We start from the raw sequence: 17,042 nt of genomic DNA on the forward strand, positions 1-17,042 counted from the left end.
AACAATGGCAGCAAAAGATGTAAAATTTGGTAATGACGCTCGTGTAAAAATGTTAGCAGGTGTGAATATCCTTGCTGATGCAGTAAAAGTGACTTTAGGTCCAAAAGGACGTAATGTCGTTTTAGATAAATCTTTCGGTGCACCTACTATTACTAAAGACGGTGTGTCTGTGGCTCGTGAAATTGAGTTAGAAGATAAATTTGAAAATATGGGTGCGCAGATGGTGAAAGAGGTTGCCTCTAAAGCCAATGATGCTGCGGGTGATGGTACCACCACAGCAACGGTACTTGCGCAAGCGATTGTCAACGAGGGTTTAAAAGCCGTTGCCGCAGGTATGAATCCAATGGATTTAAAACGTGGTATTGATAAAGCGGTAAGCGCGGTAGTGGCTGAGTTAAAAGCTTTATCTAAGCCTTGTGAAAGCTCAAAAGAAATTGAACAAGTGGGTACAATTTCAGCTAACTCTGATCAGGTTGTGGGGCAATTAATTGCTCAAGCGATGGAAAAAGTGGGTAAAGAGGGCGTTATTACCGTTGAAGACGGTACAGGTTTAGAAGATGAATTAGCGGTTGTTGAGGGTATGCAATTTGACCGTGGCTATTTATCCCCTTACTTCGTGAATAAGCCAGAAACAGGCACAGTAGAGTTAGATAATCCTTATATTTTATTAGTGGATAAAAAAATCTCTAATATCCGTGAATTGTTACCAGTGTTAGAAGCGGTTGCTAAAGCAGGTAAACCATTATTGATCATTGCCGAAGATGTTGAAGGCGAAGCCTTAGCCACATTAGTGGTAAATACTATGCGTGGTATTGTGAAAGTGGCAGCAGTGAAAGCGCCGGGCTTTGGTGATCGTCGTAAAGCTATGTTACAAGATATTGCGATCTTAACTGCGGGTACAGTGATTTCTGAAGAAATTGGTATGGAATTAGAAAAAGCGACATTAGAAGACTTAGGTCAAGCGAAACGTGTGGTTATCAATAAAGATAATACGACTATTATTGACGGTATCGGCGATGAAGCTCAAATTCAAGGTCGTGTGGCACAAATTCGTCAACAAATTGAAGAATCTACTTCTGATTATGACAAAGAGAAATTACAAGAGCGTGTGGCGAAATTGGCTGGCGGTGTGGCTGTAATCAAAGTCGGTGCAGCAACTGAAGTTGAGATGAAAGAGAAAAAAGCTCGTGTTGAAGATGCGTTACACGCAACACGTGCTGCGGTAGAAGAAGGTATCGTTGCTGGTGGTGGTGTTGCCTTAATTCGTGCAGCAAGCAAAGTAGCTGGCTTACAAGGCGATAATGAAGAACAAAATGTGGGTATCAAACTTGCCTTGCGTGCAATGGAAGCGCCATTACGTCAAATTGTAACTAACGCAGGTGAAGAGGCCTCTGTGGTTGCAAGTGCGGTGAAAAATGGCGAAGGTAACTTCGGTTATAACGCGGGTTCAGAGCAATATGGCGATATGTTAGAAATGGGTATCTTAGATCCAACCAAAGTAACACGTTCTGCCTTACAATTTGCAGCTTCTGTGGCTGGATTAATGATTACCACAGAATGTATGGTAACTGATCTACCAAAAGAAGATAAAGCCGATTTAGGTGCTGCTGGTATGGGCGGCATGGGTGGAATGGGCGGAATGATGTAAATTCTGTCTATATCAAAGTGCGGTCAATTTTGACCGCATTTTTTATACGCCATATAGCCCTCCCCCTTTCTCTATGTTACACTCTAACGCTTTTTTATAGATTTATTGATTAAGGAAAGTAAAGAAAACTATGTTTATTGTTGATTCTCATTGTCATCTTGATGCCTTAGATTATGAGCAAATTCATCAAAATATTGATGATGTTATTGATAAAGCGAAAGCTCGTGGGATAAAACATTTATTGTCTATTGGGGTTACACTGAGCCGTTTTGAAAAAATGCGTGATAGTTTGGCACATCGTGATGAGGTGTCTTTAGCTTGTGGGGTTCACCCTTTGGATCTTGATGATGAGCCCTTTGATTATGAGCGTTTATTCACCTTAGCCAGTGATAAGAAAGTGGTAGCCATTGGTGAGACCGGGCTAGATTATTATTACAGCATAGAAAATAAGGCGTTACAGCAAGATATTTTTTCGCAACAAATTGAGATTGCAAAGCAATTAAATAAGCCTGTAATTGTGCATACACGTTCTGCACGAGAAGATACCATTCAGTTGTTAAGGGATCATCAAGCGGAAAAGTGCGGTGGGGTTTTACATTGTTTTACGGAAAACCTACAAATGGCACAACAAGCCCTTGATCTTGGTTTTTATATTTCTATTTCGGGCATTATTACCTTTAAAAATGCCGAGGAATTACGCGAGGTGGTACGCCATATTCCTTTAGAGCGTTTGTTAGTGGAAACTGACTCGCCTTATCTTGCTCCTGTGCCTTATCGTGGTAAACAAAATCAACCTGCTTATGTGCGAGAAGTTTGTGAATATGTGGCAACATTAAAGGGATTGTCTATGGCAGAATTCGCTGAAATTACTACTCAAAACTTTATGAATTTATTCAAAATCAAATTAGTATAGTGTATGATATTTGCTCATTTAATAAGGATCAATTATGGCTATTAGAAAATATATTAAATACTTTTTACTTCTTGTTACCCTCGCTTTTCACCTTTTTCTTTTTGCAGTCGTGAATTATGTTACCCCTCATTATGAAATTACACGAGTAACTGGGGTAGAAGTGAAACGTGTGGATAAAGACGGCCCAATTACCAAAGCGAACCCTGCAGACGGCCCAACTCGAGATGTTTACTATATTTATACTCAGCAATCAAATAGTAGCGGTCCTATGGTTTATCGTAACGAAGATACCCGTTGGGGCTTTCCGTTTTACTTTAAATTTGGTTCTGCTAATTTACAAGCACAAGCCTCTGCCTTTGCCAGTGAGCCTGAACAATTAGTGCAAGTAAAATACTATGGTTGGCGTTTAGTGATGTTTGATGAATATCGTAACATTACCTCTATTAAAGCCGTATCCGCCGAGGATACCCCTGCCATTCCGCTATTAAGCTATATTTTATATGCCTGCTTGGCACTAACATTATTCTTATCCATTCAGCTTATTCGTGGTTGGTTTGATAGCGAAAAATAGCCAAGTCTAAACGGATATAGTCGTTTCAATTTAAAAATGAGATAAGGCGGTACGCCGAAGACAGTACAAGTCGTACGGCGAGCCGTACCAACGCTGTATCATTTTTAACGTGGAATGACTATATTGAAATTTTTCTTGGGCGATTAATTTAATCGCCCAGCTTAATTAATCATGGAAATATATTATGGGATTAATTGAAGCGATCATTATTTTAATGATCTTAATTTTAATAAGTGCGGTCATTTCTTCCGCTGAAATTTCCTTAGCTGGCGCCAGGAAGTTAAAATTACAACAATTAGCCAATGAAGGAAATAATAAAGCCTTAGAAGTGCTGAAATTGCAAGAACAACCGGGCAAATTTATTACGGTGGTGCAAATAGGGCTAAATATGGTGGCAATTTCTGGGGGGATTGTGGGCGAAAGTGCGATTCGTCCTTATTTACAAGAATTATTAGCCCAATATTCAAGTTCAGCTTGGCTTGAAACCTTTGCTTCTTGGCTTTCCTTTATTTTGGTGACAGCGTCCTTTATTTTGTTTGCGGATTTAATGCCTAAACGTGTGGCTATGACCAAACCTGAGCAATTAGCGATTGCCACTGTTCGCATTATGAGTATTTCCATTTTTATTTTTAAACCCATTGTTTGGATTTTTGATTGGATTGCTAATTTACTTTTCCGTTTATTCAAAATCCCAACGGTACGTCAAGAAAGTATGAGTTCTGAAGATATTGTGGCGATGCTTGATGCGGGGGCTCAAGCTGGGGTATTTAAAGCCCAAGAGCAATATTTAATTGAAAATATCTTTGATATGCAAGCTCGTACTGTTACTTCAACCATGACAAGCCGAGAATACATTGTGTTTTTAGATAAAACCGATGATCGACAAAAAGTGGTGGAAACCCTAAGTCAAAATTCCCATTCAAAATTATTAATTTGTGATAATGGTATTGATAAGATTTTGGGCTATGTGGAATCGCACAACCTATTAACCCTGTTTTTGCAAAATGAAGACCCTGTGGCATTGACCGATAATCGTATTTTGCGCAAACCTTTATATATTCCTGATACTTTATCTTTATATGAAGTTTTAGAATTATTTAAATCTTCGGGCGAAGATTTTGCGGTGATTGTCAATGAATATGCCTTAGTGGTGGGCATTATTACTCTTAAAGATGTGATGAGCATTGTGATGGGTGAATTGGTTTCCAATGAGGAAGAACAAATTGTGCGACGTGATGAAAATTCTTGGCTTATTGATGGGGCAACACCTCTGGAAGATGTGCAACGTGCTTTAGATATTGAGCAATTTCCAGATGATCAGAACTATGAAACCATTAGTGGTTTTATGATGTATATGTTACGCAAGATCCCGAAAAAAACCGATTTTGTGATGTATGATAAATATAAATTTGAAATTATTGATACCGAAAATTTCAAAATTGATCAGTTGATGGTGTCGCTACGCAAAGAGTTTAGTCACAAACCTCAAACAGAGGATTAAAGAACAAAGTGCGGTCTATTTTTTGAATTTTTATTCTCACTAAGAGAATAGAGAGAAAAAGAATATAATGATACAATTCGTCACAATTTTTGATCAAAAAGGTAAAACACATGGCACGCAAGAAAAAAAGCCGTAAAGTCACAGATATTATGCCTGCTCGCAAGGCGGATAAAAAGCCCTTAGCAGAAAAACCTCGTCGTGGTAAAAAACTGACCCGTTATGAGTTAGATGCTAAAGCAAGGGAAGAAAAACGTAAAAGAAAACACAAGGGATTACCTTCTGGTTCTCGCCATAGTGTTGCAAGCGACAATAACAAACCGGAAAATACACTTCGCCAAGATCCTCGCCTTGGTAGCCGTAAAAAAGTGCCGTTGGTGGTGGAGTTTGTAAATAAAGAAAATAAAGCTCCAGAGAAACAATATCAGCCTATGGATCCTGTTCTAGAATTAGAACGGTTGGAAAATAATGAAATTTTAAATAAATTATTGGATCAATTAGAAGCAGGGAAAACCTTAAAACCACAGGATCAAGCCTTTGTTGATGAATGCTTACAACGTATTGATGAGCTAATGCAGCAACTTGGTATGTTAGAAGACGAGGACGATGAGGAAAATGCGGAAGATTTATACCGCACTTTTGCGCGTATTGATATTAACCAATTTAAGTAAATAGACGATGTTAATCACTTGGCTGGCGATTATCGCCATAATCATTATTTTGGCTTTGCTGAGTTATGCAGTGAGCTTATTGCTCTCATTGCAGAAACAGAAAAAAGCCTTTACACAGGCACGATTAGCCCGTAAAAACCGCTTAAAAGAAAGTATTGTGATTATTGCTAAAGCAATGCAAAACAATGATTGCAATCATTCTGAGGGGGTAATTCGCTTAAAAATGCTACTTGAACCCCTTGGGCATAAATTAGATCGCTATCCTGCTATGTTTGAGCTTTATCAAGTAGTACAAGATATGCCGACCCATGAAGCACGACGAGCTTTAGTTAAAAATGAGCGTATGCGATTAGATTTAGATCGCGAAAGTGCAGAAGCAAAATTAGAACAAAAAATTATGTTGGAGTTGCCTCAGTTATTGGCTGAGGTTGAAAAAATTTAGGGGAAATTATGTCAGCATCTATCGCCAATCTTACCCCAGAGGTAAGTTGGAATTTGGATCTTATTCAAAAATATAATCATTCTGGGCCACGTTATACTTCTTATCCTACGGCTTTAGAATTTAGCGAGTCTTATGGTAATGAAGACTTTGAGCGAGCCGCACAACGTTATCCACAACGCCCACTTTCGCTATATGTACATATTCCTTTTTGTCATAAACTTTGTTATTTCTGTGGCTGTAACAAGGTAATTACACGTCATCAACATAAAGCCGATATTTATTTAGACTATTTAGAAAAAGAAATCAAAACACGCTCCCAGTTGTTCAAACAGCGCCAAGTTAGCCAAATACATTGGGGTGGCGGCACGCCTACTTATTTAACAGAACAGCAATCACAACGCTTAATGACAATGTTAAGACAACATTTTAATGTGTTAGCCGATGCGGAAATCAGCATTGAAATGGATCCGCGCGAAATTGAGCTTTCTATGCTAGGGCATTTACGTCAATTAGGCTTTAATCGCATTAGTATGGGGATCCAAGACTTCAACAAAGATGTGCAAAAAGCCATTAATCGTGAACAAGATGAAGACTTTGTTTTTGCCTTGGTAAAACGTGCAAGAGAATTACAATTTAGCTCTATTAATCTTGATTTAATCTATGGTTTACCCTTACAAAGCGTAGAAAGTTTTATGTTTACCCTGCAACGTGTTATTGAACTTAATCCAGATCGATTAAGCGTCTTTAACTACGCCCATTTGCCAAGCCGTTTTGCGGGACAACACAAAATCAAAGAAGCTCAATTACCTGCCCCACAAACAAAGCTCACCATCTTGCAAAAAACCATTGAAACCCTCGCTCAAGCGGGCTATAAATTTATCGGTATGGATCATTTTGCCAAGCCCAATGACGAATTAGCTATCGCTCAGCAACAAGGCGTATTACATCGTAATTTCCAAGGCTATACCACACAAGAAGAATGTGATTTACTTGGATTAGGGGTTTCAGCCATTAGTTTATTAGGCGATACCTATGCACAAAATCAAAAAGAATTGAAGCATTATTATGCCGATGTGGAACAGCGAGGTATAGCATTACATAAAGGCTTAGCCATGACAGAGGAAGATTGTTTACGGCGAGATGTGATCAAGCAACTTATTTGTAACTTCAAATTAGATTATTCGTTTATTGAAGATCTTTATCAAATTGATTTTAAACAACATTTTGCAGAAGATTTAGCCCTGTTAGCCCCTTTAGCCGAAGATGGGTTAATTGAAATTAATCATAATGGATTACAAGTTACTCCACAGGGACGCTTGTTAATTCGTAATATTTGTTTATGTTTTGATACCTATTCTCGCCAACAGGCAAGACGGCAACAATTTTCTAGGATTATATAGTTTAGAGACAGAAGACGGAAAACAGAGGACTGAAACAATTACTTTTGTTTATCATCTTGAGAAATAGAAAAATTTTTCCAAAATCTACCGCACTTTTTACTCCAAATGCACCAGTAGCTTAATTTTCAGTTCTCGTCCTCTGTATTCTGAGCAGAATATATAGCACTAAAACAAATATTCAGGTAAAATTTGCCGATTAAATAATGACTGGCATTAGATATAAAACCTTAATTTATGCAAAATATTAGAAATTTTTCCATTATTGCTCATATTGACCATGGTAAATCCACCTTATCTGATCGTTTAATTCAAACTTGTGGCGGTTTAAGTGATCGTGAAATGGCGGCGCAAGTTTTGGATTCAATGGATTTAGAGCGTGAACGTGGTATTACCATTAAAGCGCAGAGCGTTACCTTAAATTATAAAGCCAAAGATGGGCAAACTTATCAACTGAACTTTATTGATACCCCGGGACACGTGGACTTTTCCTATGAAGTCTCTCGCTCTTTAGCCGCTTGTGAGGGGGCGTTATTGGTGGTTGATGCTGGGCAAGGCGTGGAAGCACAAACCCTTGCAAATTGTTATACTGCCATTGAAATGGATCTCGAGGTTGTGCCTATTCTTAATAAAATAGATTTACCTGCCGCCGATCCTGAGCGTGTTGCGGAAGAAATTGAAGATATTGTTGGCATTGATGCCATGGAGGCTGTACGTTGTTCCGCTAAAACAGGTGTGGGGATTGAGGATGTATTAGAAGAGATTGTCGCTAAAATTCCAGCACCTGAAGGCGATCCTGATGCCCCATTACAAGCCTTGATTATTGACTCTTGGTTTGATAATTATCTTGGAGTGGTGTCTTTAGTTCGCATAAAAAATGGTACGTTGCGTAAAGGCGATAAGATTAAAGTGATGAGTACAGGGCAAACTTATGGCGTTGATCGCCTTGGTATTTTTACCCCGAAACAAGTGGATACCACCGAATTAAAATGTGGCGAAGTAGGTTGGGTGGTTTGTGCTATTAAGGATATTTTAGGGGCACCTGTGGGCGATACCCTTACTCATCAACATAATCCAGCTAACGCCGCTCTCCCTGGCTTTAAAAAAGTCAAACCGCAGGTTTATGCCGGGCTTTTCCCCGTCAGTTCTGATGATTATGAAGCATTTCGTGATGCACTGGGTAAATTAAGCCTAAATGATGCCTCGTTATTCTATGAACCAGAAAACTCAACCGCCTTGGGCTTCGGCTTCCGCTGTGGTTTTCTTGGTTTATTGCATATGGAAATTATCCAAGAACGATTAGAACGAGAATATGATCTTGATCTTATTACCACCGCCCCAACGGTAGTTTACGAAGTAGAATTAACCAATGGCGAAGTGGTTTATGTGGATAGCCCAGCGAAATTGCCACCATTAAATAATATTGCGGAAATTCGTGAACCTATTGCGGAATGTAATATGCTTTTACCACAAAGTTATCTAGGTAATGTGATTACCCTTTGTGTGGAAAAACGTGGTGTGCAGACGAATATGGTTTATCATGGCAATCAAGTGGCGTTGACCTATGAAATTCCAATGGGCGAAGTGGTACTGGATTTCTTTGATCGCTTGAAATCCACTTCTCGTGGCTATGCGTCCCTTGATTATGGTTTTAAACGTTTCCAAGCGGCGGATATGGTTAGGGTAGATATTATGATCAATGGTGAACGTGTTGATGCCTTAGCCTTAATTGTGCATAAAGATAATGCCCCTTATCGTGGACGAGAGTTGGTGGAGAAAATGCGTGAGCTTATTCCTCGCCAACAATTTGATATTGCGATTCAAGCGGCAATAGGTAATCATATTATTGCACGCTCAACAGTGAAACAATTACGTAAAAACGTCCTCGCAAAATGTTATGGTGGTGATGTTAGCCGTAAGAAAAAACTGTTACAAAAACAAAAAGAAGGTAAAAAACGAATGAAGTCTTTAGGGAATGTTGAAGTACCGCAAGAGGCGTTTTTAGCTATTCTTCATGTTGGCAAAGATAAATAACAAATAAGGAAATATTATGTCAAAATTTTTTCTGCCTATTCTACTTGTTGTTGCGTTTATCGGTTGGAAAATCCTTGATAATTTAGGTTTACCAAATACTTTTTCAATTTTGTTGGTTATTTTAACCTTTATTGCCGGGATATTTTGGTGTTACAACCGCTTTTCAGTTTTACCCAAGCGTAAACGACAAATTGCTCGTGCGGAACAACGTTCAGGTAAAACCTTAACAGAGGCAGAAAAAAATCAAATTGAACCTATTTCAGAAGGGGCGGAGTTTATTGGTTCATTATTTCCTGTGCTTGCCTTTGTGCTAATTCTACGCTCATTCTTATTTGAGCCATTTCAAATACCTTCTGGTTCTATGGAACCGACATTAAGAGTGGGGGATTTTTTATTAGTGGAAAAATATGCCTATGGCATTAAAGATCCTATTTTTCAACATACCTTAATTGAAACTGGCAAACCTCAACGTGGCGATGTGATTGTGTTTAAAGCACCACCACAACCAAGCCTTGATTATATTAAGCGTGTTATTGGGGTAGGAGGAGATAAAATCATTTATGATTTAGCCACAAGAGATATTACCCTTATTCCTAATGTCAATGGCAATCCTTGTGAACAAGATTGTGACGTTATTCATTTTAAATACTCACAACCAGTCGCTAACCCAGAATTTATTTACTACCAACAACCACAATTAGAGCGCACAGAATATGGTAGCGTTACCCATAAAATCTTAAATAATCCAGAAGCATTTTATTACCCTCAAACGGAATGGGTCGTACCTGCTGGGCATTATTTTGTGATGGGCGATAACCGTGATAATAGCGAAGACAGCCGTTTTTGGGGATTTTTACCAGAACAATCTATTGTGGGTAAAGCAAGCTATATTTGGCTAAGTTTAGATAAAAAACCAAATCAATGGCCGACAGGGTTAAGATTTGATCGAATGTTTAGCAAAATTCAGTAACAATGAATAAATTAAAAAGATTACAACAAAAAATTGGTTATCAATTTCAGCAAATTGATCTATTAGAACAAGCCCTCACTCATCGTAGTGCAGGGTATAAACATAATGAACGGTTAGAATATCTTGGCGATGCCATTTTAAATTTAACCATCGCAGAAGCCTTATATTACCGTTTTCCCAAAGCTAACGAAGGTGAGCTTAGTCGTATGCGAGCCACCTTAGTTAGAGAGCAAACCCTTGCGATTTTAGCACGAGAGTTTGACTTAGGCAGTTATTTATATTTAGGACCAGGGGAATTAAAGAGCGGTGGTTTTCGCCGAGAATCCATCTTATCTGATGGTGTTGAGGCCATTATTGGGGCTATTTTACTTGATAGTGATTTAACCTCAGCTTGTGAAGTGGTAAAACAATGGTATAAGCCATTATTACAACAAATTCAACCCGGAGAAGAGCAAAAAGATCCTAAAACAAGATTGCAAGAATATCTACAAGGCAAGCGTCTTCCGCTACCTCATTACGAAATTGTTGATATTCAAGGCAGAGATCATTGCCAAACCTTTAAAGTGAAATGCCATATTAAAAATTTGGATAAAACCTTTATGGGCATAGGATCCAGTCGCCGAAAAGCCGAACAGGCTGCCGCTGAACAAATTTTAAAAGAGTTAAAACTATGACAGAACAACAAACCTATTGTGGATTTATTGCGATTGTAGGACGTCCAAATGTGGGCAAATCTACCCTACTAAATAAGATCTTAGGTCAAAAAATTTCCATAACCTCACGCAAAGCACAAACCACTCGCCACCGCATTGTAGGTATTCATACCGAAGGGGCTTATCAAGCCATTTATGTTGATACCCCGGGCTTACATATTGAAGAAAAACGCGCTATTAATCGCTTAATGAATCGTGCTGCAAGCAGTGCTATTGGCGATGTCGATCTTATTATTTTTGTGGTAGATGGCACACATTGGAATGATGACGACGAAATGGTGTTAAACAAACTACGCAAAACGAAAACCCCTGTATTACTAGCGATTAACAAAATTGATAACGTTAAAAATAAAGATGAATTACTTCCTTTTATCAGCGAGCTAACGGCTAAATATCCTTTTGCTTATGTGGTACCTATTTCCGCTCAACGGGGAAAAAATGTACAAGAAATAGAAAAGATTGTACGTGAAACCCTACGTCCTGGAATTCATCATTTTCCTGAAGATTATGTCACAGATCGCTCCCAACGTTTTATGGCATCAGAAATTATACGCGAAAAATTAATGCGTTTTACTGGCGAAGAATTGCCTTACTCGGTAACTGTTGAGATCGAGCAATTTAAAGTGAATGAGCGTGGTATTTATGAAATTAATGGCTTAATTTTAGTAGAGCGAGAGGGACAGAAAAAAATGGTCATTGGTCGTGGCGGACAAAAAATTAAAACCATTGGCACTGAAGCTCGACAAGATATGCAACGCTTATTTGATGCAAAAGTACATTTAGAATTATGGGTGAAAGTCAAATCTGGTTGGGCTGATGACGAACGAGCTTTGAGAAGTTTAGGGTATATGGATAACTAAGAATAAAATATGAGGGATAGATACATTTTTATCTATCCTTACCCTTTAAAAGTATCATTTAAGATACTCTATTTTTCTTACTACAAAATCCCCAACTCATCCCATATCTGATCTATATGCTTTACCACCTCTGGATCTTTTTTAATGGGGGTTCCCCATTCTCTTTGGGTTTCGCCTTGCCATTTATTAGTAGCGTCTATACCCATTTTGGAGCCTAATCCAGCGATAGGCGAGGCGAAGTCGAGATAGTCTATGGGGGTGTTTTCTACAAGCGTGAGATCTCGAGCGGGATCGCAACGTGTTGTAATTGCCCAAATAACATCTTTCCAATCCCTTGCATTAATATCATCATCACAAACAATCACAAATTTGGTGTACATAAACTGACGTAAGAATGACCAAACACCCATCATCACACGTTTAGCATGACCTGCATATTGTTTTTTCATCGTTACTACCGCCAATCGATAAGAACAACCTTCTGGTGGTAAATAGAAATCAACAATTTCTGGGAATTGCTTTTGTAAAATAGGGATAAAAACTTCGTTTAATGCTTCCCCTAATACCGCTGGCTCATCTGGTGGACGTCCTGTGTAAGTGGAATGATAAATGGGATTTTGCCGCATGGTTATATGGGTTACCGTAAAAACCGGAAAATATTCTTGTTCATTATAATAACCCGTATGATCGCCATAAGGACCTTCTAAGGCTTGTTCATGGGGATCAATATAGCCTTCAAGCACAATTTCCGCACTGGCTGGCACTTGTAGATCGTTACTTATTGATTTTACCACTTCCGTTTTATTGCCTCGTAATAAGCCCGCAAAGGCATATTCTGATAGGCTATCAGGAATGGGGGTAACGGCACTTAAGATTGTGGCTGGATCTGCCCCTAATGCCACAGAAACAGGAAATGGCTGGTTAGGGTTGGCTTGTTGCCATTCTTGAAAATCTAATGCACCACCACGATGAGAAAGCCAACGCATAATTAATTTATTTTTACCAATAAGCTGTTGGCGATAGATCCCTAAATTTTGCCGAGATTTATAGGGGCCTTTTGTAATGGTTAATCCCCAAGTAATTAAGGGGGCAATATCATCTTTCCAACATTGCATTATGGGTAATCGATAAAGATCCACTTGTTCATCTTGCCAAATAATTTGTTGGCAATCTGCTTTGCTTAATACTTTGGTTGGCATATTTAAGACTTGTTTCCACTGGGGTAATTGCCCCATAAACTGTTTAAACCCCTTTGGCGGTTCTGGTTCTTTTAGAAAAGCCAGTAATTTACCCAGTTCTCGCAAGGCTTGTGTATCCTGTTGTCCCATACCTAGGGCAACACGTTTTGCTGTGCCAAATAAATTGCATAATACTGGGATATCAAAGCCTTTTGGGTTTTCAAACAATAAAGCGGGGCCTCCTGCTCGTAAAGTGCGGTCCGAAATTTCGGTCATTTCTAAATAGGGATCAATTTCTTGTGTGATACGTTTTAATTCGCCTTGCTGTTCTAATAAGGCAATAAAATCCCGTAGATTTTTATATTTTATGTTTGTCATATTAGATGATTTAAATATCGTCCTGTTAATGTGAAATAAGGTAAGTTGGCAAATCACACATTAAAGTGTTGCGTTACCAACGCTGTGGGCTATACAAAAAAAGCTATATTTCTGCTGAAATATAGCTTTTATTCTTAATATAATCAGTTAGATAAAGACTTGATTAGCGACCATATAACCATTTGGTACAGTAGCTTTATCTTCAAAGGTAACATATTCCCAAGCCTGTTGATTATCTAATAAAGCACGCAATAATTTGTTATTTAAACCATGCCCTGATTTATAAGCCTTGAAAGAACCAATGATATTATGCCCACACATAAATAAATCGCCAATAGCATCAAGCATTTTGTGGCGGACTAATTCATCTTGGAAGCGTAAACCTTCTTCATTTAAAATACGGTAGTCATCTAATACAATGGCATTGTCTAAGCTACCGCCTAAGGCTAATCCTTGTGATTGTAAATATTCAATATCTTTCATAAAGCCAAAGGTTCTCGCACGACTGATTTGATGAACAAAGGCTTGTACCGAAAAATCCATAGCGTAATGGCGTACTTTTTCACTGATAGCTGGATGATTAAAATCAATAGTGAAATCTAAATGAAAACCATTGTAAGGCGTGAACTCCGCCCATTTATCGCCATCTTCTACTCTAACTTTTTGTTTTACGCGGATAAATTTTTTCGCCGCATTTTGTTCTTCAATGCCCGCATCAAGTAATAAATAAATAAATGGGCTTGCACTACCGTCCATAATTGGAATTTCAGGGGCATCAACTTCAATAATAATATTATCAATGCCTAAGCCAGCTAAAGCGGCATTTAAATGCTCAACCGTAGAAATTCGTACGCCATCATCATTCACTAAACAAGTACAAAGCATCGTATCACGAATTGATTTCGCATCAGCTTGGAAAGAAACAGGTGGATTTAAATCTGTACGGCGATAAATAACCCCTGTATTTGCCATAGCAGGGCGTAAAGTCAAGGTAACTTTATTACCACTATGTAAGCCTACACCCGTTACTTTTACACTTTGTTTTAAGGTTCTTTGTTTAATCATTTTCTATCCTTATTATGCCAAGTGCATAAGGTATTAATCGCCATTTTTGCGTAAGAACGCGGCAACATTTAACAATCTATCATCTTCCGCTTTTAATTTACGCATTGCTGGCGGAATATCAAATTCATTTTTTGGCTCAGGATTACGATAGCCATATTGTGGATTGTTAGTTGGTGCTGTATTCGCTTGTTGCTGATTATTCTCAAAACCATGAGAAATCGCAGGTTGCGTTGGCGTTGCTGCACCCGATACTTTTGGTTTTTGTACCATAGAAAGTTCCGTTGGAGCAGGCGAACCAATGCCTGTGGCAACAATGGTTACTCGAATTTCATCTTCTAACTCTGGCATTAAGCTAGTACCAACAATCACTGTAGCATCTTCTGATGCAAAAGCACGTACAGTATCACCCACTGCACGAAATTCATCTAAAGTTAAGTTCAACCCTGCTGAAATATTAACAAGAACGCCTTTAGCACCTGATAAATCAATATCTTCTAATAATGGGCTAGCTACTGCCTCTTGAGCCGCTTTTTCAGCACGTCCGTCACCGACTTCACCTGTGCCAATTCCTGTTCCCATCATAGCGTGTCCCATTTCAGACATTACCGTTCTTACATCAGCAAAGTCCACGTTAATTAAGCCTGGAGAGGTAATCATATCAGAAATACCGCGCACAGAATTATTTAAAATATCATTTGCTGCCGAGAAAGCATCAATTAAAGAAATGTTTTTACCAAGTACTTTTAATAATTTTTCATTTGGGATAACAATTAATGAGTCAACATGTTTAGAGAGTTCTTGAATACCTAATTCAGCAAAGTGCATACGTTTTTTGCCTTCAAAAGAAAAAGGTTTTGTAACTACCGCTACTGTTAAAATACCTAATTCTTTGGCAATTTGTGCCACAACAGGGGCTGCACCTGTCCCTGTACCACCGCCCATACCAGCGGCAATAAACACCATATCAGCCCCTTCTAACATAGAACGAATAGCATCTTGATCGTCTTCCGCGGCTTTACGTCCTACATTCGGGTTAGCACCTGCTCCCAATCCTTTTGTGGTGGTTTCACCAATTTGAACGGTTTGGGTAACCTTACTTTTGCGTAAGGCTTGAGCATCAGTATTTACCACAAAAAAGCCTATGCTCGCATGTTGATCGGGATCTAATCCACCTAAGGACTGAATACCATTAACCATTTGGCTCATTTCAGCATGACCTTTCATACTTTCCACCATATGATTCAAGGCATTACCGCCCCCACCACCAACACCGACCACTTTAATGACGGCACCTTCTTGGAACGATTCGTACTCTACTGGCTCAAACATTTTCTACTCTCCCTGCTGTTAGATAGGCTAACACTCTATAAAACTCAAATTGTTACTATTGTAGATGAAAAATAAGAATTTTCAAAACTCAGACTTCACTTTATTAATAATTTTTTTCAAAATATCAAAGGTTTTACGCCCAAAACTCTCTTCATCGGCATTTGGCTTTCTTGGTTGTTCATTATTATTGTGGCTATAATGCAATAGCCCCAATACTGTTGCATATTGTGGTTTATCCACATAATCCGTCAAGCCAGCTAAATTTAATGGGCTACCAATTCGCACTTGCGAGCCAAAAATATCGGCAGCACATTGGGCGGCATCTTCTATTTGGGCACCGCCTCCTGTCAGTACGATACCTGCGATTAACTCTGACGGCATTTTGCGTTCATCTAATTCATAACGTAACTTACTCAGCTCCGCTTTTACCATAGAAAACAATTCCATATAACGGGCAGAAGTAATTTCAGATAAACTTTCTTTGGTTAAAATACGAGGCGGCCTTCCCCCCACGCCTGCCACTTCAATTTTCTTTTCTGGCTGTAAGGTTGGTGGTGTAATGGCACTACCATAATTCACTTTAATTTCTTCCGCTTTGGCTCTTGAGGTTGCCACCATATAAGCCACATCATCAGTAACCCGATTTCCTGCATAGGGAATAACCTTGCTAAAACGTAACGCACCATTGGTATAAACCATAATATCCATAGTGCCTCCGCCCATATCAATCAAACATACCCCTAATTCTTTTTCATCTTCGGTTAGCACTGAATAGCTTGAGGCAAGTCCAGAAAACACCACTTCATCAACTTTTAATTTACAACGCTCTACCGCTTTCTTTAGGTTTTTTAACCAATCTTGATGACAAGCAATAAGATGAGCCTGTGCGGTTAAGCGTACGCCTTGTAAGCCTAACGGGCTTTTTACATTGAACTGGCGATCTACGGCATATTCTTGCGGAATAACGTGCAATACTGCTAACCCCTCGTCCATTTTTACTGAACTTGCTGTGTACATCGCATTTTCAATATCATCTTGAGTGACCTCGCCATCAACAATGGGAGCCAGACCGCTTTCATTAATACTTTGAATATGCTCCCCTGTAATGGCTAAGGTTACACTCATAATTTGGCAATCGGCGACAGATTCCGCAGATTCAATGGCGCGTTGAATAGAATTCACCACCGCTTCTAAATCCGTAATCCCGCCTTTATCAATACCACGAGCAGGACAACTTCCTACCCCCAATACATTTACCACGCCGTCAGGGAGTACTTCGCCAACCACAGCAACCACCTTAGAAGTACCCACTTCTAAGCCAACCACAATTTTCGATTCCACGATTTTTGCCATATTTATACTTCTTATCTTGCTT

At 39.0% G+C, this 17,042-nt stretch carries 15 protein-coding genes; 11 read left to right on the forward strand and 4 right to left on the reverse strand.

What is annotated here, in order from left to right:
• Positions 1 to 4 precede the first annotated feature (4 nt).
• The 11 genes from groL (at position 5) to era (ending at position 11,717) form a co-directional block, all read left to right on the forward strand.
• A complete protein-coding gene (groL, locus tag EV694_RS07045; RefSeq protein WP_132690959.1) occupies positions 5 to 1,648 on the forward strand; it encodes a chaperonin GroEL in 1,644 nt (547 codons plus the stop codon).
• A gap of 130 nt (positions 1,649 to 1,778) precedes the next feature.
• Positions 1,779 to 2,561 carry a TatD family hydrolase gene (locus tag EV694_RS07050; protein WP_132690961.1) on the forward strand — a complete coding sequence of 261 codons (783 nt, stop codon included), beginning with the start codon at positions 1,779 to 1,781 and terminating at the stop codon, positions 2,559 to 2,561.
• 40 nt (positions 2,562 to 2,601) lie between these two features.
• The gene (locus EV694_RS07055; RefSeq protein ID WP_132691292.1) at positions 2,602 to 3,132 is read left to right on the forward strand and encodes a DUF1523 family protein; all 531 of its coding nucleotides are present in this window, start codon (positions 2,602 to 2,604) and stop codon (positions 3,130 to 3,132) included.
• A 184-nt stretch (positions 3,133 to 3,316) separates the two neighbouring features.
• A complete protein-coding gene (paeA, locus tag EV694_RS07060; protein WP_132690963.1) occupies positions 3,317 to 4,633 on the forward strand; it encodes a polyamine export protein PaeA in 1,317 nt (438 codons plus the stop codon).
• Positions 4,634 to 4,743: 110 nt separating this feature from the next.
• Entirely contained in the window at positions 4,744 to 5,301 is a 558-nt protein-coding gene (gene yihI, locus EV694_RS07065; protein WP_132690965.1) for a Der GTPase-activating protein YihI, read from the forward strand.
• Positions 5,302 to 5,308: 7 nt separating this feature from the next.
• The gene (locus EV694_RS07070; protein WP_132690967.1) at positions 5,309 to 5,743 is read left to right on the forward strand and encodes a DUF2489 domain-containing protein; all 435 of its coding nucleotides are present in this window, start codon (positions 5,309 to 5,311) and stop codon (positions 5,741 to 5,743) included.
• 8 nt (positions 5,744 to 5,751) lie between these two features.
• Positions 5,752 to 7,143: an oxygen-independent coproporphyrinogen III oxidase gene (gene hemN / locus EV694_RS07075; RefSeq protein WP_132690969.1), complete on the forward strand. Its 1,392-nt coding sequence runs from the start codon at positions 5,752 to 5,754 to the stop codon at positions 7,141 to 7,143.
• 234 nt (positions 7,144 to 7,377) lie between these two features.
• Positions 7,378 to 9,174, forward strand: a complete 1,797-nt coding sequence (lepA, locus tag EV694_RS07080) for a translation elongation factor 4 (protein WP_132690971.1) — start codon at positions 7,378 to 7,380, stop codon at positions 9,172 to 9,174.
• Between the two features lie 16 nt (positions 9,175 to 9,190).
• Positions 9,191 to 10,144, forward strand: a complete 954-nt coding sequence (gene lepB / locus EV694_RS07085) for a signal peptidase I (RefSeq protein WP_132690973.1) — start codon at positions 9,191 to 9,193, stop codon at positions 10,142 to 10,144.
• A gap of 2 nt (positions 10,145 to 10,146) precedes the next feature.
• Positions 10,147 to 10,818 carry a ribonuclease III gene (rnc, locus tag EV694_RS07090; protein WP_132690975.1) on the forward strand — a complete coding sequence of 224 codons (672 nt, stop codon included), beginning with the start codon at positions 10,147 to 10,149 and terminating at the stop codon, positions 10,816 to 10,818.
• Positions 10,815 to 11,717, forward strand: a complete 903-nt coding sequence (gene era / locus EV694_RS07095) for a GTPase Era (RefSeq protein ID WP_132690977.1) — start codon at positions 10,815 to 10,817, stop codon at positions 11,715 to 11,717. Before rnc ends, era begins: the two co-directional genes overlap by 4 nt.
• Positions 11,718 to 11,797: 80 nt before the next feature.
• On the opposite strand, the gene ubiD is transcribed toward era, so the two are convergent.
• The 4 genes from ubiD to ftsA form a co-directional block, all read right to left on the reverse strand.
• Positions 11,798 to 13,264 (reverse strand): 4-hydroxy-3-polyprenylbenzoate decarboxylase, encoded by a 1,467-nt coding sequence (ubiD, locus tag EV694_RS07100; protein ID WP_132691294.1) that lies wholly within the window; start codon positions 13,262 to 13,264, stop codon positions 11,798 to 11,800.
• Positions 13,265 to 13,420: 156 nt separating this feature from the next.
• Positions 13,421 to 14,338, reverse strand: a complete 918-nt coding sequence (gene lpxC / locus EV694_RS07105; protein ID WP_132690979.1) for a UDP-3-O-acyl-N-acetylglucosamine deacetylase — start codon at positions 14,336 to 14,338, stop codon at positions 13,421 to 13,423.
• Between the two features lie 33 nt (positions 14,339 to 14,371).
• Positions 14,372 to 15,667 (reverse strand): cell division protein FtsZ, encoded by a 1,296-nt coding sequence (gene ftsZ / locus EV694_RS07110; protein ID WP_132690981.1) that lies wholly within the window; start codon positions 15,665 to 15,667, stop codon positions 14,372 to 14,374.
• Positions 15,668 to 15,748: 81 nt separating this feature from the next.
• Positions 15,749 to 17,020, reverse strand: coding sequence for a cell division protein FtsA (gene ftsA / locus EV694_RS07115; protein ID WP_132690983.1), 1,272 nt, complete (start codon positions 17,018 to 17,020; stop codon positions 15,749 to 15,751).
• Positions 17,021 to 17,042: the final 22 nt, after the last annotated feature.

The sequence above is a fragment of the Volucribacter psittacicida genome (genome assembly GCF_004339025.1).
Lineage (GTDB): Bacteria > Pseudomonadota > Gammaproteobacteria > Enterobacterales > Pasteurellaceae > Volucribacter > Volucribacter psittacicida.